Source organism: Bacillus sonorensis NBRC 101234 = KCTC 13918, from assembly GCF_001592005.1.
Lineage (GTDB): Bacteria > Bacillota > Bacilli > Bacillales > Bacillaceae > Bacillus > Bacillus sonorensis.
In genome coordinates, this window is sequence record NZ_BCVZ01000012.1 from 23,380 (window position 1) to 47,312 (window position 23,933).

General features: G+C 47.8%; 17 protein-coding genes. All 17 read left to right on the plus strand.

Features of this window, described 5'->3' with window-relative positions; all coding sequences use genetic code 11:
- Positions 1-8 precede the first annotated feature (8 nt).
- The 17 genes from BTR1S_RS13835 (at position 9) to pnp (ending at position 23,795) form a co-directional block, all read left to right on the plus strand.
- The gene (locus tag BTR1S_RS13835; RefSeq protein WP_029419104.1) at positions 9-1,727 is read left to right on the plus strand and encodes a proline--tRNA ligase; all 1,719 of its coding nucleotides are present in this window, start codon (positions 9-11) and stop codon (positions 1,725-1,727) included.
- Positions 1,728-1,815: 88 nt separating this feature from the next.
- Positions 1,816-6,132, plus strand: coding sequence for a PolC-type DNA polymerase III (locus tag BTR1S_RS13840; protein ID WP_006638138.1), 4,317 nt, complete (start codon positions 1,816-1,818; stop codon positions 6,130-6,132).
- A gap of 451 nt (positions 6,133-6,583) precedes the next feature.
- Positions 6,584-8,548 (plus strand): glycoside hydrolase family 9 protein, encoded by a 1,965-nt coding sequence (locus tag BTR1S_RS13845; protein ID WP_006638136.1) that lies wholly within the window; start codon positions 6,584-6,586, stop codon positions 8,546-8,548.
- A gap of 54 nt (positions 8,549-8,602) precedes the next feature.
- Positions 8,603-10,717 carry a glycoside hydrolase family 48 protein gene (locus tag BTR1S_RS13850; protein WP_029419105.1) on the plus strand — a complete coding sequence of 705 codons (2,115 nt, stop codon included), beginning with the start codon at positions 8,603-8,605 and terminating at the stop codon, positions 10,715-10,717.
- A gap of 140 nt (positions 10,718-10,857) precedes the next feature.
- Positions 10,858-12,537 carry a cellulase family glycosylhydrolase gene (locus tag BTR1S_RS13855; RefSeq protein WP_029419106.1) on the plus strand — a complete coding sequence of 560 codons (1,680 nt, stop codon included), beginning with the start codon at positions 10,858-10,860 and terminating at the stop codon, positions 12,535-12,537.
- Between the two features lie 60 nt (positions 12,538-12,597).
- Positions 12,598-13,752: a glycoside hydrolase 5 family protein gene (locus BTR1S_RS13860; protein WP_006638133.1), complete on the plus strand. Its 1,155-nt coding sequence runs from the start codon at positions 12,598-12,600 to the stop codon at positions 13,750-13,752.
- Positions 13,753-13,992: 240 nt separating this feature from the next.
- A complete protein-coding gene (gene rimP / locus BTR1S_RS13865) occupies positions 13,993-14,466 on the plus strand; it encodes a ribosome maturation factor RimP (RefSeq protein WP_006638132.1) in 474 nt (157 codons plus the stop codon).
- A 31-nt stretch (positions 14,467-14,497) separates the two neighbouring features.
- Complete coding sequence (gene nusA / locus BTR1S_RS13870) at positions 14,498-15,613, plus strand: transcription termination factor NusA (RefSeq protein ID WP_006638131.1); 1,116 nt, start codon at positions 14,498-14,500, stop codon at positions 15,611-15,613.
- Positions 15,614-15,626: 13 nt separating this feature from the next.
- Positions 15,627-15,902: an RNase P modulator RnpM gene (gene rnpM, locus BTR1S_RS13875; RefSeq protein ID WP_006638130.1), complete on the plus strand. Its 276-nt coding sequence runs from the start codon at positions 15,627-15,629 to the stop codon at positions 15,900-15,902.
- A complete protein-coding gene (locus BTR1S_RS13880; protein WP_029419107.1) occupies positions 15,903-16,205 on the plus strand; it encodes a YlxQ family RNA-binding protein in 303 nt (100 codons plus the stop codon).
- Positions 16,206-16,224: 19 nt separating this feature from the next.
- Positions 16,225-18,390 (plus strand): translation initiation factor IF-2, encoded by a 2,166-nt coding sequence (gene infB / locus BTR1S_RS13885; RefSeq protein WP_006638128.1) that lies wholly within the window; start codon positions 16,225-16,227, stop codon positions 18,388-18,390.
- Positions 18,387-18,665, plus strand: a complete 279-nt coding sequence (locus BTR1S_RS13890; RefSeq protein WP_006638127.1) for a DUF503 domain-containing protein — start codon at positions 18,387-18,389, stop codon at positions 18,663-18,665. The genes infB and BTR1S_RS13890 overlap by 4 nt, the downstream gene beginning before the upstream one ends.
- 18 nt (positions 18,666-18,683) lie before the next feature.
- Positions 18,684-19,034: a 30S ribosome-binding factor RbfA gene (rbfA, locus tag BTR1S_RS13895; protein WP_006638126.1), complete on the plus strand. Its 351-nt coding sequence runs from the start codon at positions 18,684-18,686 to the stop codon at positions 19,032-19,034.
- 71 nt (positions 19,035-19,105) lie between these two features.
- Entirely contained in the window at positions 19,106-20,035 is a 930-nt protein-coding gene (truB, locus tag BTR1S_RS13900) for a tRNA pseudouridine(55) synthase TruB (RefSeq protein WP_029419108.1), read from the plus strand.
- 16 nt (positions 20,036-20,051) lie between these two features.
- A complete protein-coding gene (gene ribF / locus BTR1S_RS13905) occupies positions 20,052-21,011 on the plus strand; it encodes a bifunctional riboflavin kinase/FAD synthetase (protein WP_029419109.1) in 960 nt (319 codons plus the stop codon).
- Positions 21,012-21,208: 197 nt separating this feature from the next.
- Complete coding sequence (rpsO, locus tag BTR1S_RS13910; protein WP_006638123.1) at positions 21,209-21,478, plus strand: 30S ribosomal protein S15; 270 nt, start codon at positions 21,209-21,211, stop codon at positions 21,476-21,478.
- 199 nt (positions 21,479-21,677) lie between these two features.
- On the plus strand, positions 21,678-23,795 hold the full coding sequence (gene pnp / locus BTR1S_RS13915) for a polyribonucleotide nucleotidyltransferase (RefSeq protein ID WP_006638122.1): 2,118 nt from the start codon (positions 21,678-21,680) through the stop codon (positions 23,793-23,795).
- The last annotated feature ends 138 nt before the right edge of the window (positions 23,796-23,933 follow it).

Genomic DNA, 23,933 nt, shown 5'->3' on the forward strand with positions numbered 1-23,933 from the left:
CGAACGAAATGAGACAGAGCAGGACTCTAATTCCGACGCTCCGGGAAGTGCCGGCTGATGCTGAAGCGAAAAGTCATCAGCTGCTTCTCAGAGCGGGTTTTATCAGACAAAACACAAGCGGGGTTTACAGCTATATGCCCCTTGCCAATAAAGTCATTCAAAAGATTCAGGCCATCGTCCGCGAAGAGATGGAAAAAATTAATGCCGTTGAAATGCTGATGCCGGCTTTGCAGCAGGCGGAAACATGGCAGGAATCTGGAAGATGGTATACATACGGACCTGAGCTGATGAGGCTGAAGGACCGCCACGGCCGTGAATTTGCGCTTGGCGCCACACATGAAGAGGTCATCACAAGCATCGTACGCGACGAAGTCAAATCGTACAAGCGGCTTCCGTTGACTCTCTATCAGATCCAATCTAAATTCCGCGATGAAAAGCGTCCGCGTTTCGGTTTGCTGAGAGGCCGCGAATTCATCATGAAAGATGCGTATTCCTTCCATTCATCAGCGGAAAGCCTTGATGAAACTTACAATGACATGTATCAGGCTTACACGAATGTATTTACGCGCTGCGACTTGAATTTCAGGCCTGTTATTGCCGATTCCGGCGCGATGGGCGGTAAAGATACCCATGAATTCATGGCGCTTTCAGATGTCGGCGAAGATACGATTGCCTATTCCGATCAGTCATCATATGCGGCCAATATCGAAATGGCGGAAGTTGCGGAAGTTGCTGAAGCAAAACACGAAGAAATGAAAGAACTGCAGGAAGTTCATACACCAGGCGTGAAAACGATAGAAGAGCTTGCCGCATTTCTCAACGTATCCCCGGCAGACTGCATCAAATCAATGCTTCTGAAAGCAGACGGCCGTTTCGTGCTCATCCTGACAAGAGGGGATCATGAAGTAAATGATGTTAAAGTGAAAAATCTGCTGAACGCGGAAACGGTCGAATTTGCAAGCGCTGAAGAAGTGGCAGAACTCATCGGCACAGAACCGGGATTTGTCGGACCGGTCGGCCTTCATCCGGAAATTGAGGTGTACGCCGATTTTGCCGTGAAAGTGATGGCAAATGCCGCAGCGGGGGCAAATAAAGCCGACTACCACTATCAAAATGTCAATATCAGCCGCGATGCGGGCGAGGTCACATTCGCAGACCTCCGCTTTATCCAGGAGGGAGATCCGTCCCCGGACGGCAAAGGAACGATCCATTTTGCAAAAGGAATCGAGGTCGGACAGGTATTCAAGCTTGGCACCCGCTATTCAGAAGCCATGAATGCCACATATCTTGACGAAAACGGCCGCGCCCAACCGATGCTGATGGGCTGCTATGGAATCGGTATTTCACGGACCCTTTCCGCCATCGTCGAACAGCATCATGACGATAAAGGCCTGATTTGGCCGCTGAATGTGAGCCCGTATGATCTTCACATCCTCGCTCTTAATATGAAAAATGACGCGCAGGCTCAGTTAGCCGAAAAGCTGTATGAAGACTTCAAAGCGAAAGGCTATGACGTTTTATTTGACGATCGGGCCGAACGGGCCGGCGTCAAATTTGCGGACTCCGATTTAATCGGACTTCCTGTGCGAATCACAGTCGGCAAACGGGCCGACGAAGGCGTGGTTGAAGTGAAAATCCGCAAAACAGGGGAATCCTTTGAAGTGGCTGTTGACGAGCTTTCAGACTTTATCGAAAAACAAATGAAGAGCTTATCTTCTCAAGCATAAACATGTTACACTAGGGTAAAGGAAGGTACCTCGGAAATCTCTCTCGAGGTACCTTCAATTATGATTTTCTTTTAGGGAGGAATCTGTCTTGGAAGACCAGCTTTCTGTCAACAGAAGACAGTTTCAAATTCTTCTGCAGCAGCTGAACGTTACGGAAGATTCGATGGTCCGCCATCTTGAAGGCGGTCAGATCATCAAGCTTACCGTTCATAAACATAAAAAAACCTGGCATTTTCACTTTAAATTTAAGGCCGTGCTGCCTTATCAGATCTTCGAACGGTTTCATCACCAGCTGACACGCACTTTTTCCCATATCGCTCAAGTGACCTGCTCAATCGAAGTCGAAGACAAGTCGGTGGACGAACAGCTGATCCAGGACTACTGGACGCGGTGCATTCAAGAATTGGACGGTATTTCCCCGCCGATTTTAACGCTTCTCAATGAGCAAAAGCCAAAACTTGCAGGAAATAAACTGCTGCTGAAAACGAAAACAGATACAGAAGCTTCCGCACTGAAGAAAAAATACAGCTCGCTTATTCAGTCAAGCTACCGGACCTTCGGATTTCCTGAGCTTCAGCTTGAGACTGAAATTTTCGTCTCAGATCAAGAGATTCAGAAGTTCAGAGAACAAAAGCTTGCTGAAGACCAGGAAAGAGCCCTTCAGGCTTTAATTGAAATGGAGAAGCAGGATAAAGAAAGCGCTGATGATGAAGCGCCATCAGGACCTCTGCAAATCGGCTATCCAATCAAAGACACGGAAGAAATCCGAACGCTTGACAGCATCATGGATGAAGAGCGGAGAATTACGGTACAGGGGTATGTATTCGATGCTGAAACAAGGGAGCTGAAAAGCGGCAGAACGCTTTGCATCTTCAAAATCACCGATTATACAAACAGCATCCTCGTCAAAATGTTCGCCCGTGAAAAAGAAGATGCGCTCTTGATGAAATCCTTGAAAAAAGGCATGTGGGTCAAGGCAAGAGGAAGCATTCAAAACGACACGTTCGTCCGTGATCTCGTCATGATCGCCAATGATGTCAATGAAATCAAAGCGAAAACGCGCGAGGATACCGCGCCTGAAGATGAAAAACGGGTCGAACTTCACCTGCACTCGCCGATGAGCCAGATGGATGCCGTATCAGGCATTGGCAAGCTTGTCGAACAAGCGAAAAAATGGAACCATCCAGCCATCGCCATTACGGATCATGCTGTCGTACAGTCGTTTCCTGATGCATACGCGGCAAGCAAAAAGCATGGCGTGAAAATGATCTACGGACTGGAAGCCAACCTTGTCGACGACGGCGTGCCGATTGCTTACAATCCCACACACCGGCTGCTCGAAGAGGAAACCTATGTCGTATTTGACGTCGAAACGACGGGGCTCTCGGCTGTCTACGATACGATCATCGAATTGGCCGCTGTAAAAGTAAAAGGCGGGGAAATCATCGAGCGTTTTGAACGGTTTGCAAATCCGCACCGTCCTTTATCAGCTACGATCATTGAGCTGACGGGGATCACGGATGATATGCTCAAAGACGCACCTGATGTTGAAGAAGTCATCAGAGATTTTAAGGAATGGATCGGAGACCACACGCTTGTCGCCCACAATGCGAGCTTTGACATGGGGTTCATCAATGTCGCCTATAAGAAGCTGCTGAAATCGGAAAAAGCGCAAAACCCTGTCATCGATACCCTTGAACTCGGACGTTTTCTTTATCCCGAGTTCAAAAACCACAGGCTGAATACGCTCTGTAAAAAGTTCGATATCGAGCTCACCCAGCACCACAGGGCGATCTATGATACCGAAGCGACGGGCTATCTCCTCGTGAAAATGCTCAAAGATGCGGCTGAAAAAAATATCTTGTACCATGACCAGCTGAATGAAAATATGGGGCAGTCCAATGCATATCAGCGTTCCAGACCTTATCACGCGACCCTTTTGGCGGTTAATGAGACAGGCTTGAAAAATCTGTTCAAACTCGTTTCATTAGCGCATATCAATTATTTCTACAGGGTGCCGAGAATTCCAAGGTCACAGCTCGAAAAGCATAGAGAAGGCCTTTTGATCGGTTCGGCGTGCGACAAGGGGGAAGTATTTGAAGGCATGATGCAAAAATCGCCGGAAGAAGTCGAAGACATCGCATCGTTCTACGACTATCTGGAAGTGATGCCGCCGGAAGTCTACCGCCACCTTATCGAGCTTGAACTGGTCAGGGATGAAAAAGCGCTCAAGGAAATCATCACAAACATTACAAAGCTTGGTGACAAGCTGAACATTCCCGTTGTGGCAACGGGAAATGTCCATTACTTAAATCCTGAGGACAAAATCTACAGAAAGATTTTGATTTCTTCCCAGGGCGGAGCAAATCCGCTCAACAGGCATGAGCTGCCGAATGTCCATTTTCGGTCGACAGATGAAATGCTTGAAGCCTTTTCATTTTTGGGCAAGGAAAAAGCGAAAGAAATCGTGGTCACCAACACCCAGAAGATCAATGAAAAAATCGAAGAAATCAAACCGATCAAAGATGATCTCTATACACCGAAAATCGAAGGGGCAGAGGACGAAATCCGCCGAATGAGCTATGAGAAAGCGAAAAGCATTTACGGTGAAGACCTTCCCGAAATCGTGGAAAAACGGATCGAAAAAGAGCTGAAAAGCATTATCGGCCACGGATTTGCCGTAATCTATCTCATCTCCCATAAGCTCGTAAAACGTTCTCTGGATGACGGATATCTCGTCGGCTCAAGGGGGTCTGTCGGTTCTTCACTTGTTGCGACTTTGACGGAGATTACCGAGGTCAATCCTCTGCCGCCGCACTATGTCTGTCCTGATTGCCGCCATTCGGAATTTTTCGATGACGGATCTGTCGGCTCAGGATTTGATTTGCCTGATAAAGACTGTCCGAAATGCGGAGCAGCTTATAAAAAAGACGGCCACGATATTCCGTTCGAAACGTTCCTCGGCTTTAAAGGGGACAAAGTTCCGGATATCGATTTGAACTTCTCCGGAGAGTACCAGCCGCATGCGCACAACTACACGAAAGTGCTGTTCGGGGAAGACAATGTGTACCGTGCGGGAACGATCGGCACGGTTGCCGAAAAAACGGCTTACGGATATGTTAAAGGCTATGCCAATGACAACAATCTTCATATGCGCGGTGCGGAAATCGACCGCCTCGTACAGGGCTGCACCGGTGTCAAGCGGACGACCGGCCAGCACCCCGGCGGAATTATCGTTGTTCCCGATTATATGGACATTTATGATTTTTCACCGATTCAGTTTCCGGCGGATGCCACGGGCTCGGAATGGAAAACGACCCACTTTGACTTCCATTCCATCCACGACAACTTGCTGAAGCTTGATATACTCGGACACGATGACCCGACGGTGATCCGTATGCTCCAGGATTTAAGCGGTATTGATCCGAAGACGATTCCGACTGATGATCCGGAAGTCATGAAAATATTTCAAGGAACCGAGTCTTTAGGCGTCACTGAAGAGCAGATCGGCTGTAAAACAGGTACGCTCGGCATTCCTGAATTCGGGACCCGTTTTGTCAGACAGATGCTTGAGGATACAAAGCCGACGACTTTTTCCGAGCTCGTTCAGATTTCCGGACTTTCACACGGAACCGACGTTTGGCTCGGCAACGCGCAGGAGCTCATTCATAATAACATTTGTGAATTGAGCGAAGTGATCGGCTGCCGTGATGATATTATGGTGTATTTAATTTATCAGGGGCTTGAACCTTCCCTTGCCTTTAAGATTATGGAGTTTGTCCGAAAAGGAAAAGGCCTGACGCCTGAGTGGGAAGAAGAAATGAAGAATAATAATGTTCCCGACTGGTATATTGATTCGTGCAAGAAAATCAAATACATGTTCCCGAAAGCCCACGCCGCGGCATATGTTTTGATGGCTGTCAGGATCGCTTATTTTAAAGTGCATCATCCTTTGCTTTATTACGCTGCCTACTTTACAGTGCGCGCCGATGATTTTGATATTGATACGATGATCAAAGGCTCGACCGCGATCAGAGCCGTCATGGATGACATCAACAGCAAAGGGCTTGACGCTTCTCCGAAAGAGAAAAGTTTGCTCACCGTGCTCGAGCTGGCGCTCGAAATGTGCGAAAGAGGATTTTCTTTCCAAAAGGTCGATTTATACAGATCAAATGCATCAGAATTCATGATTGACGGCAACAGCCTGATTCCTCCTTTCAACTCCATACCGGGACTTGGCACAAACGCGGCTTTAAATATTGTCAAGGCGAGAGAAGAAGGCGAATTTCTTTCAAAAGAAGATTTGCAAAAAAGAGGAAAAGTTTCAAAAACAATTATGGAATACCTGGAGCGGCACGGCTGCTTGGAGTCGCTTCCGGATCAGAATCAGCTTTCTTTATTCTAAAGACTGCCGACTGTTTGTCGGCAGTTTTTTTATCGGCTTTTTTCGTGAAAGTCATCGTTCCGAAGATAAACTGACACTTTCACAGGGGAAGAATCTCACAATCTTCATAAAGGGCTGTCAGATCCATTGACATAAAATAGATGTAAATGTTAATATTTTCAAAATGATGTTGCGTTTAAAAATTGACAACATATGAAACTGTTTAGTTTGTTTCTCTATTAAACAAACTAAGTTTCGGCCGCAAAAATTGCCGGCATTGATTTCGTTCTTGAACAGCCGTTTCGGCTCATTCCTCTGTAAAGCTGTCAAATGCTTGTTGATGGCAAAGGTACATTCAGACATCTCTCCATCATCGAAAGGACACCGTAGGTTTTGACTGAAAGGAGGTGAGGAGGATGTAAAGCATGATCGATGTTGTATGGATAAAACAAAATAAGGAGGAAGGAGTCAGTTGAAACGGACAGCTTTTCTAAGAATGAAAGCGCTTTTCTTATTTGCCGTGCTTATGTTCGGCATGGGAGTGGCGCCGGTTGCAGAGAAGGCTGACGCGGCAGAACATCCGCAAAATTATGCAGAACTCTTGCAAAAAACCATTTTGTTTTATGAAGCCCAGCGCTCAGGAACACTGCCTGAAAACAGCAGGCTGAATTGGAGAGGCGACTCCGGGCTAGATGACGGAAAAGACGTCGGCCATGATTTAACAGGCGGATGGTATGATGCCGGAGACCATGTAAAATTCGGGCTGCCGATGGCGTATTCTGCGGCCGTTTTGGCATGGTCGGTTTATGAATACCGCGATGCTTATGAAGAGGCCGGGCAGCTTGAGGCGATCTTAGACAATCTGAAATGGGCGACCGATTATTTTATTAAAGCGCATACGGCGCCTAACGAATTTTGGGGGCAGGTTGGCAATGGAGCCGCTGACCACGCCTGGTGGGGGCCGGCTGAAGTGATGCCGATGAAGCGTCCCGCCTATAAGATTGATGCGGGCTGTCCCGGCTCGGATTTGGCCGGAGGCACGGCAGCGGCCCTTGCAGCGGCTTCGGTTGTCTTTCAGCCGACAGATTCTTCATACGCCAACACCCTTTTGACCCATGCGAAGCAACTGTATGCTTTTGCTGACCAATACCGCGGGAAATATTCTGACTGTATTACAGATGCCCGCCAATATTACAATTCGTGGAGCGGCTATAAGGATGAGCTGACATGGGGGGCTGTATGGCTGTACTTGGCAACCGATGAACAACAATATCTGGACAAAGCGCTGGCTTCAGCCGGCGACTGGGGGGAACCCGCAAGCTGGCCTTACCGCTGGACGCTTTCATGGGATGACGTCACATACGGCGCACAGCTGCTGCTGGCCCGTCTGACAAACGACTCCCGTTTCACCGCATCTGTCGAACGCAATCTTGATTACTGGTCAACCGGCTACAACCACAACGGAACCACGGAAAGAATTACGTATACACCGGGCGGGCTGGCATGGCTTGAGCAGTGGGGCTCACTGCGCTACGCCTCAAATGCGGCTTTTCTCGCTTTTGTGTATTCCGACTGGGTAAAAGACGCATCCAAAGCGAAAAAGTACCGCGATTTTGCCGTACAGCAAATGAATTATATACTCGGGGACAATCCCGGAAAACGCAGCTTTGTTGTCGGCTACGGTTCAAATTCTCCCAAGCATCCGCACCATCGGACTGCACATGGTTCATGGGCCGATAGCATGAATGTGCCTGAATTCCATCGCCACATTCTTTACGGAGCATTGGTCGGCGGGCCGGGAAATGACGATTCATACCGGGATGAAACGGCGGATTATGTATCAAACGAAGTAGCGATTGACTACAACGCAGCCTTTACAGGAAATGCTGCGAAAATGTATCAGCTCTATGGCGCCGGGCAATCGCCCCTGCCTGACTTTCCTGAACAAGAAACGCCTGCTGACGAATTTTTTGCCGAAGCGTCCGTTAACAGCTCAGGAAGCAACTATACTGAAATCCGGGCCCAGCTCAACAACCGGTCAGGATGGCCGGCAAGAAAGACCGACAATCTGTCTTTCCGCTATTACGTTGACCTTTCCGAAGCGGTGAATGCCGGGTATTCCGCCAAAGACATCAAGGTCACAGTCGGATATCACGAGGGGGCAACGGTCTCTCAGCTGAAGCCTTACCGGATAGACAAACACATGTACTATACGGAAGTCAGCTTCAATGGTGTACCGATTTATCCGGGCGGACAGTCGGCCCACAAGAAAGAAGTGCAATTCCGCCTTTCGGCGCCATCTGGAACGGCCTTTTGGAATCCTGAAAACGACTACTCCTATCAGGGATTATCGCATACACTTGCCAAAACCAGGTATATGCCTGTATATGATGAGGGCCGGCTTGTATTCGGAGATGAGCCGAACGATAGGTTATAATCAGGCTTCCAACATTGAGACGGAGGCCAACAGCTTCAATAGGAGGACAATATCATGGACAACAAAACCCGCTTTATGCAATTGTATGAGCAAATAAAAAGTGCGAAAAACGGTTATTTTTCGCCGGAAGGCATCCCTTACCACTCTGTTGAAACGCTCATATGCGAAGCCCCTGACTATGGCCATATGACGACATCTGAAGCATACAGCTACTGGCTGTGGCTTGAAGCGATGTATGGCCGTTACACACAGGACTGGTCTAAATTTGAAGCCGCTTGGGACAGCATGGAGACATATATCATCCCTGTCAATGAAGGAGACGGAAAAGAAGAACAGCCGACAATGGGCTACTATAACCCTTCAAGCCCTGCCACATACGCCGCTGAATACCCCTTCCCAGATCTCTATCCGTCAGCGCTTACCGGACAATATCCAGCAGGAAACGATCCGCTTGACGCTGAGCTGAAAGCCATATATGGAAGCAATGAAACGTATTTAATGCACTGGCTGCTGGACGTTGACAACTGGTACGGATTCGGAAACCTGCTGAATCCTTCCCATACCGCCGCTTATGTAAACACTTATCAGCGCGGGGAGCAAGAATCCGTTTGGGAAACGGTTCCGCATCCGTCACAGGATAATCAGACCTTCGGAAAAGCAAATGAAGGATTTATGAGCCTGTTCACAAAGGAAAATCAGGCGCCGGCTCCGCAATGGCGCTATACGAACGCGACCGATGCAGACGCTCGGGCCGTTCAGGCGATGTATTGGGCGAAGCAATGGGGCTACAGCAACAGTACGTATATTAACAAAGCCAAGAAGATGGGGGATTTTCTCCGTTATGGCATGTACGATAAATATTTCCAAAAGATAGGAAGCGCTTCGGACGGATCACCATCAAGAGGATCGGGAAAGGACGCATGCCATTATTTAATGGCGTGGTACACCGCGTGGGGAGGCGGTCTCGGGCAGTATGCAAACTGGGCTTGGCGAATTGGCGCAAGCCATGTCCACCAAGGCTATCAAAATCCAGTCGCCTCATATGCGCTGTCCACCTCTGAAGGGGGCCTGATTCCAAATTCGCCTTCAGCACGCGCCGATTGGGAAACAGCGCTGAAAAGGCAGCTTGAGCTGTACACATGGCTGCTTTCTTCAGAAGGAGCTGTCGCAGGCGGGGCCACAAACAGCTGGAATGGGAACTACAGCCCGTATCCCGCAAATGTCAGCACGTTTTACGGCATGGCATACACAGAAGCGCCCGTTTATCATGATCCGCCTTCTAACAATTGGTTTGGGATGCAAGTCTGGCCGATGGAAAGGGTGGCGGAACTGTATAATATTTTCGCTGCAAAAGGCGACACATCCTCTGAGAATTTTAAAATGGCAAAGACCGTAATTGAAAAATGGGTCGCATACTCATTGGATTATGTTTTCGTTAACGAGCGTCCGCTCTCAGATGATGAAGGCTATTATCTAAATGAAGCGGGAGAAAGGGTTTACGGGGGCAAAAATCCGAATATTGCCACGGAGCCTGATCAGGGAGAATTTTGGATTCCGGCAAATCTTGAATGGAGCGGCCAGCCCGATCCGTGGAAAGGATTTGATTCTTTCACAGGCAATCCGGGGCTGCATGTCACGACCAAGAATCCTTCCCAGGATGTCGGCGTTCTCGGCAGCTATATCAAAACACTTGTTTTCTTTGCGGCCGGGACTAAAGCTGAAACCGGAAGCTTCACCGCTCTCGGAAATCGAGCCAAAAACCTGGCCAAAGAGCTGCTTGACGCAGCTTGGAATAAAAATGACGGTATTGGTATTGCAGCAGAAGAAGAGCATGCCGATTATCATCGTTATTTTACAAAGGAAATCTATTTTCCGAATGGCTGGAGCGGAAGATTTGGCCAAGGAAACACCATTCCGGGGCCAAATGGTGTACCGTCTGATCCTGCAAAAGGAGGAAACGGCGTCTATATCAGCCATACCGACCTCAGGCCGAAGATTAAAAACGATCCAAAATGGCCTTATTTGGAAAACAAATACCAAACATCATGGAACCCGGACACGGGCAAATGGGAGAACGGGCTGCCGACTTTCATCTATCACCGTTTTTGGTCCCAGGTCGACATGGCGACGGCATATGCTGAATATGACCGCTTAATCGGCAATGCGTAAAACAGAATGATGTTCGGCTATAGCTGAAACCGCTTTAATATGCGCGATCTAAGCTTTCTCAAAAGCTACGAACGGCGGCCGGGCGATTCAGCCGGAATCCGGCCGTCGTTTTGAAAATGATAAAAAAGGAGAAAAATAGATTGAGAGAAAAGGGCTTCACATGGTTTATCACATCGGTCATTCTCTTGTTTTTGTTGATTGGAACGGCTCTTTCAGGAGCGATCCTGCAAGCTTCAGGAACCGGCTGGGGAACCAAGGCGAAAGCGCAGAGCGTCGCACCTCAAAAGCTTTTGGAACATATGAGTCCGGGCTGGAATCTTGGCAACACGCTTGACGCCGTTCCTACAGAAGGCTCATGGAACAACCCGCCTGTCCGGGAGCACACATTCGATGATATCCGCGCTGCCGGGTTTAAAAGTGTCAGAATTCCGGTGACATGGGATTCACACATCGGCAGTGCCCCTGAATATACGATTGCCCCCGAGTGGATGAATCGTGTGGAGGAAGTAACGGACTGGGCTTTGGAAAGAGATTTTTATGTTGTATTAAATATTCATCACGATTCATGGCTGTGGATCAACCGCATGGGAAACAGCCAGCAGGAGACATTGGAAAAACTGGGGAAAGTGTGGAGGCAGATCGCTGACCGCTTCAAACATAAAAGCGAGCGTCTCCTGTTTGAAATCGTCAACGAACCGACGGGAATGAGCGCTTATCAATTGAACCTGCTCAACCGTGAGATGCTCAAGGTCATTCGATCCACAGGCGGGGAAAATGACCGGCGGCTCGTGATCATCGGCGGGCTGGAAGACAACAAGGATGAACTGCTCAATACGTTTGAACCGCCTGAGGATGACCGGATCGTGCTGACCTTTCACTACTATTCGCCATGGGACTATGTCTCCAACTGGTGGGGCCGGACGACTTGGGGCACTGCCAAAGATATCGAAGACATGGAGCGGGATATGAAACCGGTTTATGAAAGATTCGTCAGCAAAGGGTACCCGGTCATCATCGGTGAATACGGGACACTGGGCGCAAATGAGAAGCATTCCAAGCGCTTGTACCATGATACGCTTGTCAGGCTTTCCCACAAGTATCAAATGGTCACAATGTGGTGGGATAACGGCAATGACCAATTTGACCGGATGGCAAGAAAATGGCGGGATCCGGTCGTGAAGGACATCGTCATTCAGGCGGGACGCGGCGTCTCAAACGCCATCATCAAACCGGCGGACCTTTTCATCAGGAAAGGGCAGACCATCACCGATCAGACTGCGGACATCGAGCTGAACGGAAACAAGCTGACAGGAATCTACCGCCAATCGGAGCCATTGCAAAAAGGAACCGACTATACAGTTGACAATTCCGGGAAAACAGTGACGATTAAAGCGTCATATTTGGCAAAACTCATCGGCGGATCACCGTCATTCGGGACGAAGGCAGAGCTTGCCTTTGCATTTGATAAAGGCGCCAGACAGGTGATGGATGTGATTCTTTATGATACACCTGAGCTGGAGAAACATGAGTTTACGATCAGCAAGTCGGCAATCAAAGGAGATCTGGAAATCCCCGCCTCTTTAAACGGCACTCAGCTGGCCACTGTAAAAGGCGTCATCGACTCGACCGGCAGACCTGTTCTTGAAGAGGTCTGGTCATGGACGCCCTATATGAATTATGACGAAGATTTTTATGAAAAGGACGGAAATCTCTATCTTAGAGAGCGCGTTTTGAACTATTTGAAAAGCGATTCCACCTTTACATTTGAAATGTGGCCGAAGGGTGTCGAAACGGTGGTGAAAGTGAAAGTCACACCTTGAGAAGAATTGGATTGACGATTACCCGCCGCCCATCACATTCTATGAAAGCGAGAGGAAACGATGAAAGTGAAAACATGCTTGTTGCACATGTTTTTGATGCTTTTGACGGCAGGATCGGTCATGCTGTTCGGGGATTTGCGGGCGGCATCTGCTTCATCTTCATTTGTGGAGACATCTGGAACAAGATTTACGTTAGACGGAAAAGATTTTTATTTTGCAGGCACCAATAACTATTATTTTCACTATAAGTCTAAAAAAATGGTCGATGACGTGTTTGCCGATATGATCGCGATGAATCTGAAAGTCATCCGCATTTGGGGGTTCCTCGACGGGGAGCCGAACGAACACTCCGTCATGCAGCCAAAACCGGGGATATATGATGAATCAGGATTTTCAAAGCTTGATTATGCCATTTATAAAGCCGGCCAGACAGGGGTTAAACTGGTCATTCCCTTTGTGAACAACTGGGATGATTTCGGCGGGATGAATCAATATGCCAGATGGTTTAAGGCAGACGGCCATGACGCCTTTTACACCCATCCAGGCATAAAGAAAGCCTATAAAGATTATGTATATTATATGCTGAACCGGGTTAACACATATACAGGCGTAAAGTATAAAGACGATCCCGCTATTATGGCATGGGAGCTGGCAAATGAACCGAGGGCTCCGTCGGATAAAAGCGGCAACACGCTTATTGAGTGGGCCGATGAGATGAGCGCCTATATCAAATCGATCGATCAAAACCATCTTGTTGCAGTCGGAGATGAAGGATTTTATCGGATAGAAGGTCATCCGGAGTGGCCATACGGCGGCGGTGAAGGCGTTGATTGGAAAAGGCTCACCGCTCTTTCAGCGATTGATTACGGCACATATCATCTATATCCGGACCATTGGGGGGAAACCGCCGAATGGGGGAATCAGTGGATCATTGATCATATTCGCGACGGAAACGAAATCGGCAAGCCCGTCGTTTTGGAAGAATTCGGCTACCAGGACAAGACAAAAAGGGATGGCGTCTACAAAACATGGCTTGATATCATTGAAAAACATGACGGGGCAGGCAGCCAATTTTGGATTTTAACCGGCATTCAGGATGACGATACCCTTTATCCGGACTATGACGGGTTTCGGATCGTTTATCCGGGCTCAGCCGCTTCCATCATTTCCGAACATGCCGGACGGATGAATGAGAAATCGCCGGATTCCCGCTGAATGTGAAGAAAGCTCAGGCTGATCGCTTTTCTGATGATTTGCAATAAAAAAATGGTTATGGTATAGTTTTATTGGAAATGCTAACGATAGCCGAGGCGAAGAGTGGGGAAACCCGCTCTTTTGTATTGAACAGGCAATTTTGTCTCGACATGTTCATCGTCTTTTCTAAGCCCCTGCTTCCTGAAAGCGGGGTTTTTACGAGAGAGCTGATGAATTGGAGCCTGCACAAGGAGGAAAAGTATGAGTAACAAAGTGATCGATACTGTCAGCGAAATGGTCCAGCCCATATTAGACAATCTTCAGCTTGAACTCGTTGACATCGAATTTGTCAAGGAAGGTCAAAACTGGTTCCTTCGCGTGTTTATTGATTCTGATGACGGCGTTGACATCGAAGAATGTGCCAAGGTTAGCGAAGCTCTTAGTGAAAAGCTTGACGAGGCAGATCCCATCAAGCAGAACTACTTTCTTGAAGTATCATCTCCCGGAGCTGAACGCCCTTTAAAGAAAGAAGCCGATTTCAGGAAAGCGCTCGGAAAAAACGTATATATTAAGACGTACGAACCGATTGAAGACAACAAAGAATTTGAAGGCACGCTTTCTGCGTTTGACGGTGAAACCGTGGAAGTGACAGTCACGATCAAGACACGGCAAAAAAGAATCAATATTCCATATGAAAAAATAGCAAAAGCTAGGCTAGCTGTTTCGTTCAATTAATTTTTGACTGTTTAAGGGGGAAACCATAAACATGAGTAGTGAGTTGTTAGATGCCCTGACTGTTCTTGAGAAAGAAAAGGGAATCAGTAAGGATATTATTATCGAAGCCATTGAGGCTGCGCTTATTTCCGCGTATAAGCGGAATTTTAACCAGGCGCAAAATGTCAGGGTTGATTTAAACCGCGACACCGGCACCATCCGCGTTTTCGCGCGCAAGGACGTCGTGGATGAAGTTTATGATCCGCGCCTTGAAATCTCGGTTGAAGACGCAAGAAACATCAATCCGAACTATATTGTCGGAGATGTCGTGGAAATTGAAGTTACCCCGAAAGATTTCGGCCGCATCGCTGCCCAGACGGCGAAGCAGGTGGTCACTCAGCGTGTCCGTGAAGCGGAGCGGGGCGTCATCTATTCAGAATTTATTGACCGCGAAGAAGATATCATGACCGGTATCGTTCAGCGGATTGACAATAAATTTATCTATGTCTCTCTCGGCAAAATCGAGGCGCTTCTGCCGGTCTCGGAACAAATGCCGAATGAGGTCTACAAGCCTCACGACCGGATCAAAGTTTTTATCACAAAGGTTGAAAAAACGACGAAGGGCCCGCAGATTTATGTATCAAGAACTCATCCAGGTCTATTAAAGCGGCTCTTTGAAATTGAAGTCCCGGAAATTTACGATGGAACTGTCGAGCTTAAGTCTGTCGCGAGAGAAGCGGGAGACCGCTCGAAAATCTCCGTCCGGACGGATGATCCCGATATCGATCCGGTCGGCGCCTGCGTCGGCCCTAAAGGACAGCGCGTCCAAGCGATCGTCAATGAATTGAAAGGCGAGAAAATCGATATCGTACACTGGTCAAACGATCCCGTCGAATTTGTCGCCAATGCGCTAAGCCCTTCCAAAGTGCTTGATGTCATCGTCAATGAGGAAGACAAGGCGACAACTGTGATCGTCCCTGATTACCAGCTTTCACTTGCGATCGGCAAAAGAGGCCAAAACGCCCGTCTGGCCGCAAAGCTGACAAGCTGGAAAATCGATATTAAGAGTGAAACAGATGCAAGGGAACTTGGAATTTATCCAAGAGAGCTTGAAGAAGAGTCTGAAGAGCTCTTTTTAGAGACTGAAACTCCAGAATCGGATGAATAAGAGGTGACCTTTGGTGAACAGCCGAAAGAAGATCCCGCTTAGAAAATGCGTCGTAACAGGGGAAATGAAGCCTAAAAAGGAGCTCATCCGCGTTGTCCGTTCCAAGGAAGGGGAAGTTTCCATAGACCCGACCGGCAAGAAGAACGGCCGGGGAGCTTATCTTACTCTTGACAAAGAAGTAATCTTAACCGCAAAAAAGAAAAACAGCTTAGCAAATCAGCTTCAAGTACAAATTGATGATCAGATTTTTGATGAACTGCTGGAACTGGCGGAAAAGGAGACCAGATAGATGTCGGAAACAGAATGGTTTTCCTTGCTGGGCCTGGCGAATCGAGCTCGAAAGGTCGTGTCCGGAGAAGACCTGGTTGTGAAGGAAATCAGGCATTCACGCGCAAAGCTGGTTTTGCTTGCAGAAGACGCATCGGCCAACACGGAGAAAAAAGTAACCGACAAATGCAGATACTATGATGTGCCATGTAAGAAAGTCGCAGATCGTACGCTTCTGGGCCGTGCAATCGGCAAGCCTTCCCGTGTGGTCGTCGCCGTCACTGATCAAGGTTTTGCGAAAACGTTGCTCCGCAAGCTCGATTAATTTTTTTGGGGGTGAACGAATGGCTAAAATGAGAGTTTATGAATATGCAAAAGCCATAAATGTTTCAAGTAAGGATGTCATAGCGTCATTGAAAGATATGAATATTGAAGTCAATAACCATATGGCGATGATTGAAGAAAATGCAATCAAACAGCTTGATAAAAAATTCAAAAAAGGCGGGCAGCCTGCCGCAAACAAGCAGGCCGAAACCAGAAAAAACGCCGATTCAAGCGGCCAGAAACCTCAGCAAGAAGCCGCAAAACAGCATGCCGGAACTAAACCAAACAAAAATCGAGACGGAAAGAAGAATAACGTGCAAAATACTCAATTTAACAACAAAAACAAGAAGAAAAACAACAACAACAAAAAAAATAAACGCAATAAACATCATCAAGCTCCACAGGAGAAGCAGTCCAAACCGAAAAAAGAACTGCCTGAAAAAATTGAATTTACGAATTCCATGACGGTCGGCGCACTTGCGGAAGAGCTTGGCAAGGAACCGTCAGAAATCATTAAAAAATTGATGCTGCTCGGAATCATGGCGACGATCAACCAGGATCTTGACAAAGACACGGTTGAACTGATCGCATCGGAATACGGCGTAGAAGTCGAAGAAGTGATCGTCCATGAAGAAACCGAGTTTGAAAAGTATGAAGAGCCGGATCAGGAAGAAGCTCTTGAAATCCGCCCTCCTGTCGTGACGATCATGGGCCACGTCGACCACGGAAAAACAACGCTTCTTGACAGCATCCGCAAAACGAAGGTTGTGGAAGGGGAAGCAGGAGGCATTACACAGCATATCGGCGCTTATCAAATTGAAGAAAACGGCAAAAAGATCACGTTCCTTGATACGCCTGGACACGCCGCATTTACGACAATGCGCGCCCGCGGAGCGGAAGTCACGGATATTACGATTCTCGTTGTCGCTGCTGATGACGGCGTGATGCCTCAGACAGTTGAAGCGATCAACCACGCAAAAGCCGCAGAAGTGCCGATTATCGTCGCTGTTAATAAAATCGATAAGCCGACGGCAAACCCTGACCGGGTCATGCAAGAACTGACTGAACACGGCCTTGTTCCGGAAGCATGGGGCGGCGAAACGATTTTCGTACCTCTTTCCGCCCTTACAGGCGAAGGAATCGATGAACTGATTGAAATGATTCTGCTTGTCAGCGAAGTAGAGGAGCTTAAAGCGAATCCAAACCGCAGGGCGAAAGGAACGGTCATCGAAGCCGAGCTTGATAAAGGAAAAGGATCTGTTGCTACATTGCTTGTGCAAAACGGAACCCTCAATGTCGGAGATCCGATTGTTGTAGGAAACACGTTCGGCCGCGTCCGTGCGATGGTCAATGATGTCGGCAGACGCGTGAAATCGGCCGGACCGTCGACTCCTGTAGAGATTACAGGTCTAAACGAAGTGCCGAACGCCGGGGATCAGTTCCTTGTGTTCAAAGACGAAAAAACGGCCCGTTCAGTCGGTGAAGCACGCGCTACAAAACAGCTTGAAGAACAGCGCAGCGATAAAGCGAAGCTCAGTCTTGACGACTTATTTGAACAGATCAAACAAGGCGATGTCAAAGAAATTAATCTCGTCGTCAAAGCCGATGTGCAAGGCTCTGTTGAGGCGTTGGCGGCTGCCCTGCAAAAAATCGAAGTTGAAGGCGTCAGGGTGAAAATCATTCATACGGGAGTCGGCGCGATTACAGAATCCGATATCATCTTGGCTTCTGCATCAAACGCGATTGTCATCGGGTTTAATGTACGGCCTGACGGAAATGCTAAAAGTACCGCCGAAGCCGAAAACGTGGATATCCGCCTTCACCGCATCATCTACAAAGTCATCGACGAAATTGAAGCCGCGATGAAAGGTATGCTTGATCCGGAATATGAAGAAAAAGTCATTGGTATGGTTGAAGTCCGCCAAACATTCAAAGTCTCCAAAATCGGTACGATTGCCGGAGGGTATGTGACGGAAGGAACCATTACTCGTGACAGCGGAATCCGCTTAATCCGCGACGGTGTCGTCATTTTTGAAGGCGAAGTGGATGTTCTCAAACGCTTTAAAGATGATGTGAAAGAAGTTTCACAAGGCTATGAATGTGGTATCACCATTAAGAAATACAATGACATCCGCGAAGGCGATATGATCGAAGCGTATGTCATGCAAGAAATTGAAAGAAAGTGATCGGTTTTGTTGAATGTGAGTGCATCATTTATGATGCATCATCACTCAAGGAAAAACGGGCGGTGCTGAAGCGGGTGATGACAAGAATCCGCGGCAGGTTTAATGTGTCTATATCGGAAATCGACTACCAGGATACTTGGCAGCGCACAAGCTTTGGAATCGCCGCCGTTTCTTCTTCCCGGGTTCAAACGGAAAAAGAGCTGCAGCGGGTTCTCGCCTTTATCGACTCTTTTCCGGAAATTGAACGGACGATCACGAGAACAGAGTGGTTTTAACGTAGAGGTGATATGGTCATGAGTATGAGAGCCACCCGTGTGGGTGAACAGATGAAAAAGGAACTTGGCGACATTATCGGAAGAAAGCTGAAAGACCCGAGAATCGGGTTTTTAACAGTAACAGATGTCAGTGTTTCAGGTGATCTGCAAATTGCCAAAGTGTATATTTCCGTTCTTGGCGATGAAAAGAAAAGGGAAGAGACACTGAAAGGCCTGGCGAAGGCGAAGGGCTTTATCCGGTCTGAACTGGGGAACCGGATCAGGCTTCGCAAAACACCTGAAATCCAGTTTGAATTCGATGAATCCATCGATTATGGAAACCGTATCGAGACCTTGATTCACGAGCTGAATTCAAACAAAGAAGAATAAAAAGCTAATCCAGGATAGGCGGGCAACTGCCTGTCCTTTTTAGCTGATAGAAGAAAGGGGCGAAAACGTGCATGTATAACGGAGTCCTGCTTTTACATAAACCGGCCGGGATGACCTCCCATGACTGCGTGATGAAGATCCGCAAACTGTTAAAAACAAAAAAAGTCGGCCATACAGGGACGCTCGATCCCGAAGTGTCAGGCGTTCTCCCAATCTGTATCGGCAGGGCGACCAAAATTGTTGAATACTTGACTGAAAAATCAAAAACATATGACGCCGAGGTCACACTCGGATTTTCAACGGAGACAGAGGATCAGACGGGAGAAATAACGGAAACAAAGGCAGTCAGCAATCCGCCTGATGAACAAACCGTGAGGAGCGTCCTCAAAAGTCTTGAAGGGACAATCGAACAAGTTCCGCCAATGTATTCAGCGGTCAAAGTGGGCGGCAAAAAACTGTATGAATACGCGAGGGCGGGAATCGAAGTCGAGAGGCCGAAGCGGTCCATCACCATTCATCACATCGAACTGACCACCGGAATCAGCCGTGAAGAGGGTACGGCCCGGTTCAGGTTTACCGTGACATGTTCAAAAGGCACTTATGTCAGAACTTTAGCGGTAACGATCGGCGAAAAGCTCGGCTACCCGGCCCATATGTCCCATTTGATCAGAACGGCTTCAGGCCATTTTTCGCTTGATGAATGCCTGACTTTCACACATATAGAGGACCATGTTGCAAGCGGTACATTGTCTGAACAGCTCGTCCCGATCGAACGTGCGCTTGATCATTTGCCGAAATGGATAATTAGTGATACATTAGCTAAGAAAGTGGAAAATGGCGCAGTGCTTGAAACACCAGGCAGCTTATCGCATCTGACAAGCGAAGACCGCCTGGCGGTTTTTACAGAAGATGGCCGGTGTCTAGCCGTCTATTTTCCGCATCCGACAAAGCCCGGATTGTTAAAACCGGCAAAAGTACTCGTGCAAAAAAGCGAACAATAAGAAAAGGTGACCGTTCTTGAAGACGATACATATTTCTCATCCACACGAATTGAAGCGTGAGGACTTTCCAACATCAGTTATGGCATTGGGTTATTTTGACGGTGTTCACCTGGGGCATCAGCAAGTGATTCTTGCGGCCAAAAACACCGCGGACAGAGAAGGGGTCAAAACATCTGTGATGACGTTTCATCCCCACCCTTCAGCCGTGTTGAAAAAAGGCTGCGAGCCTAAAGATTTAATTACGCCATTACGCGAAAAAATAAAGATCATTGAAGGGTTGGGCGCCGATTTTTTATACATTGTGGAATTCAGTCCCGAATTTGCTTCCCTTTCGCCTGAGACCTTTATCGAACAATATATCATTGGATTCAATGTATGCCACGTTGTGGCCGGCTTTGATTTCACCTTCGGGAAATTTGGCAAAGGCACGATGGAGAACTTCCATGAGTATGCCAAAGGCCGGGTAAAGAGCACAGCCGTCGCCAAATATTCCAACCAGGACCAAAAGGTGAGCTCAACCCGGATCCGTAGTGTGATCGGGGCAGGAGACGTCGAATATGCAGCCGAACTGCTCGGGAGGCCGTACTATGTGAAGGGTATTGTGATCCACGGTGATAAAAGGGGCCGCACGATCGGGTTTCCGACTGCCAATATCGGACTTTCCGACACGTACATCGTGCCGCCTACAGGTGTATATGCCGTCAAAGCGGAAATAGACGGGGCGTCATTCAACGGAGTCTGCAATGTCGGGTACAAGCCGACGTTTTACGAAAAGCGCCCTGGCCAGCCTTCAATTGAAGTGAACTTATTTGATTTTAACCGGGAGATATACGGGAGCGATATCAAAATCGAATGGTATAAGCGGCTGAGAAGCGAGAAAAAATTCGGCAGCGTAGGCGAGCTGGTGGCACAAATCACGAAAGACAAGGAAGAAGCGACCCGTTATTTTAAAGAAGGAAAGCTGACCGAAATTTAATATGTATAAAATATGCAAATAACCGTCAACAATGATGGTGGAAGCAGCCGGTCCGGCAAAGTTGATAAAAAATGGTTGCATCAGGCCCGTATTTCTAGTATCATATTGTCTGTAGCTTTAAAACCGATCACTTGGCAAATCGATTCACCGGCGTTTGCTAGGTAACCGGGGCTAATAACATTTGGAGGTGAAACAGGATGGCAATCACTCAAGAGCGCAAAAACCAGCTCATCAATGAGTTCAAAACCCACGAATCTGACACGGGATCACCGGAAGTTCAGATCGCTATCCTAACTGATCAAATCAACAATCTGAACGAGCATTTGCGCGTTCATAAGAAAGACCATCACTCACGTCGCGGTCTTCTTAAAATGGTAGGTAAACGTCGTAATCTTCTTACGTATCTTCGTAACAAAGACGTAACTCGTTACCGTGAGTTGATCAACAAGCTAGGATTACGTCGATAATCGTAAAAAGCGGGAGGATTCCCGCTTTTTTATCGTATTAAAACGAATATCCGTCAACTCCAAAACACGTTGTTCATATAAATGATCTTAATTAACTTATTGAATCTCTACATAGCACTTTGCCATTGATATGTTTAATTCATTTCGTTCATAATAGGAGTAACCTAAAAACTATCCGAAGAGAGGAGTTCATATAAGAATGGGACAAGAGAAACACGTCTTTTCCATAGATTGGGCCGGCCGAAAATTAACGGTCGAAACCGGCCAGCTTGCAAAACAAGCAAACGGAGCTGTCATGATCCGTTATGGAGATACTGCGGTGCTCAGCACAGCCACGGCTTCGAAGGAGCCTAAAACCGTAGATTTCTTCCCTTTAACCGTGAACTATGAAGAAAGGCTTTACGCTGTCGGGAAAATTCCGGGCGGTTTTATTAAAAGAGAGGGCAGACCGAGCGAAAAAGCAATCCTTGCCAGCCGTTTAATCGACCGGCCGATCCGTCCGCTGTTCGCCGACGGCTTCCGCAATGAAGTCCAAGTCGTCAGCATCGTGATGAGCGTTGATCAGGACTGTTCGTCAGAAATGGCGGCCATGTTTGGTTCATCCCTTGCGCTTTCCGTTTCGGACATTCCGTTTGAAGGACCGATCGCCGGTGTTACTGTGGGCCGGGTTGACAACGAATTTATCATCAATCCGACGCTTGAGCAGCTTGAGAAAAGCGATATCCATTTAGTCGTGGCCGGAACGAAGGACGCGATCAACATGGTGGAAGCGGGAGCAGACGAAGTGCCGGAAGAGACTATGCTTGAAGCGATCATGTTCGGTCATGAAGAAATCAAGCGTTTGATCGCATTCCAGGAAGAAATTGTCGCGGTTGTCGGAAAAGAAAAATCAGAAGTCACCCTTTATGAGATCGATGCCGATCTGAAAGAAAAAGTTAGAGGCATGGCGGAAAGCGGCTTGTTAAAAGCCATCCAGGTTCATGAAAAACATGCGCGCGAAGACGCGATCAACGAAGTGAAAAATGAAGTTTTAGCAAAATTTGAAGAAGAAGAGCATGATGAAGAAACACTGAAACAGGTCAAAGACATTTTGTCACAGCTTGTGAAAAACGAAGTGCGCCGCCTGATCACGGAAGAAAAGGTGCGTCCAGACGGCCGGGGCGTCGATGAAATCCGCCCGCTTTCTTCCGAAGTCGGACTGCTCCCGAGAACACACGGTTCCGGACTGTTCACACGCGGACAGACACAGGCGCTCAGCATCTGTACACTTGGTGCGCTTGGAGACGTTCAAATCCTTGACGGCCTCGGTGTTGAAGAATCAAAACGCTTTATGCACCACTATAACTTCCCGCAATTCAGCGTCGGGGAAACCGGGCCGATGCGCGGACCTGGACGCCGCGAAATCGGGCACGGGGCGCTGGGCGAACGTGCGCTTGAACCGGTCATTCCGTCTGAAAAAGACTTCCCGTACACGATTCGGCTTGTATCAGAGGTGCTCGAATCAAACGGTTCGACTTCCCAGGCCAGCATTTGCGCAAGCACGCTTGCGATGATGGACGCCGGGGTGCCGATCAAAGCGCCGGTTGCCGGAATCGCGATGGGGCTTGTCAAATCGGGTGACAACTATACGGTCCTGACAGACATTCAAGGGATGGAAGATGCCCTCGGTGACATGGACTTTAAAGTGGCGGGAACGGCTAAAGGCGTAACCGCTCTGCAAATGGATATTAAAATATCCGGTTTATCAAGAGAAATTTTGGATGAGGCGCTTCAGCAGGCGCAAAAAGGCAGAATGGAAATTCTGAAAAGCATGCTGAGCACTTTGGCAGAATCAAGAAAAGAGCTGTCTCCATATGCTCCGAAAATCTTGACGATGACGATTAACCCGGATAAAATCCGCGATGTCATCGGACCGAGCGGCAAACAAATCAATAAAATCATTGAAGACACAGGCGTTAAAATCGATATTGAACAAGATGGCACGATCTTTATTTCTTCAACGGATGAAAGCATGAACCAAAAAGCGAAGAAAATTATTGAAGACCTTGTCAGAGAAGTTGAAGTCGGACAGCTTTACTTAGGTAAAGTCAAACGGATTGAAAAATTCGGCGCGTTCGTGGAGCTGTTCAGCGGAAAAGACGGCTTGGTTCATATTTCAGAGCTTGCGCTTGAGCGTGTCGGCAAGGTTGAAGATGTTGTGAAAATAGGCGACGAGCTGCTTGTCAAAGTAACGGAAATCGATAAGCAGGGACGGGTCAACTTATCAAGAAAAGCGGTACTGCGCGAACAGAAGGAAAAAGAAGAGCAGAAGTCCTAATTCGCTGTTTATCTTGCTTCTGTCAAGCTTAAAAAGAAGTGAAAGGAAGCCTGGGGGACCCGGCTTCTTTGTTTTAAGCGGAATTGCTGCAGACGGGAGTCAAGTTCTATCTTGTCCTTTTCCTACATAATTTGTGGG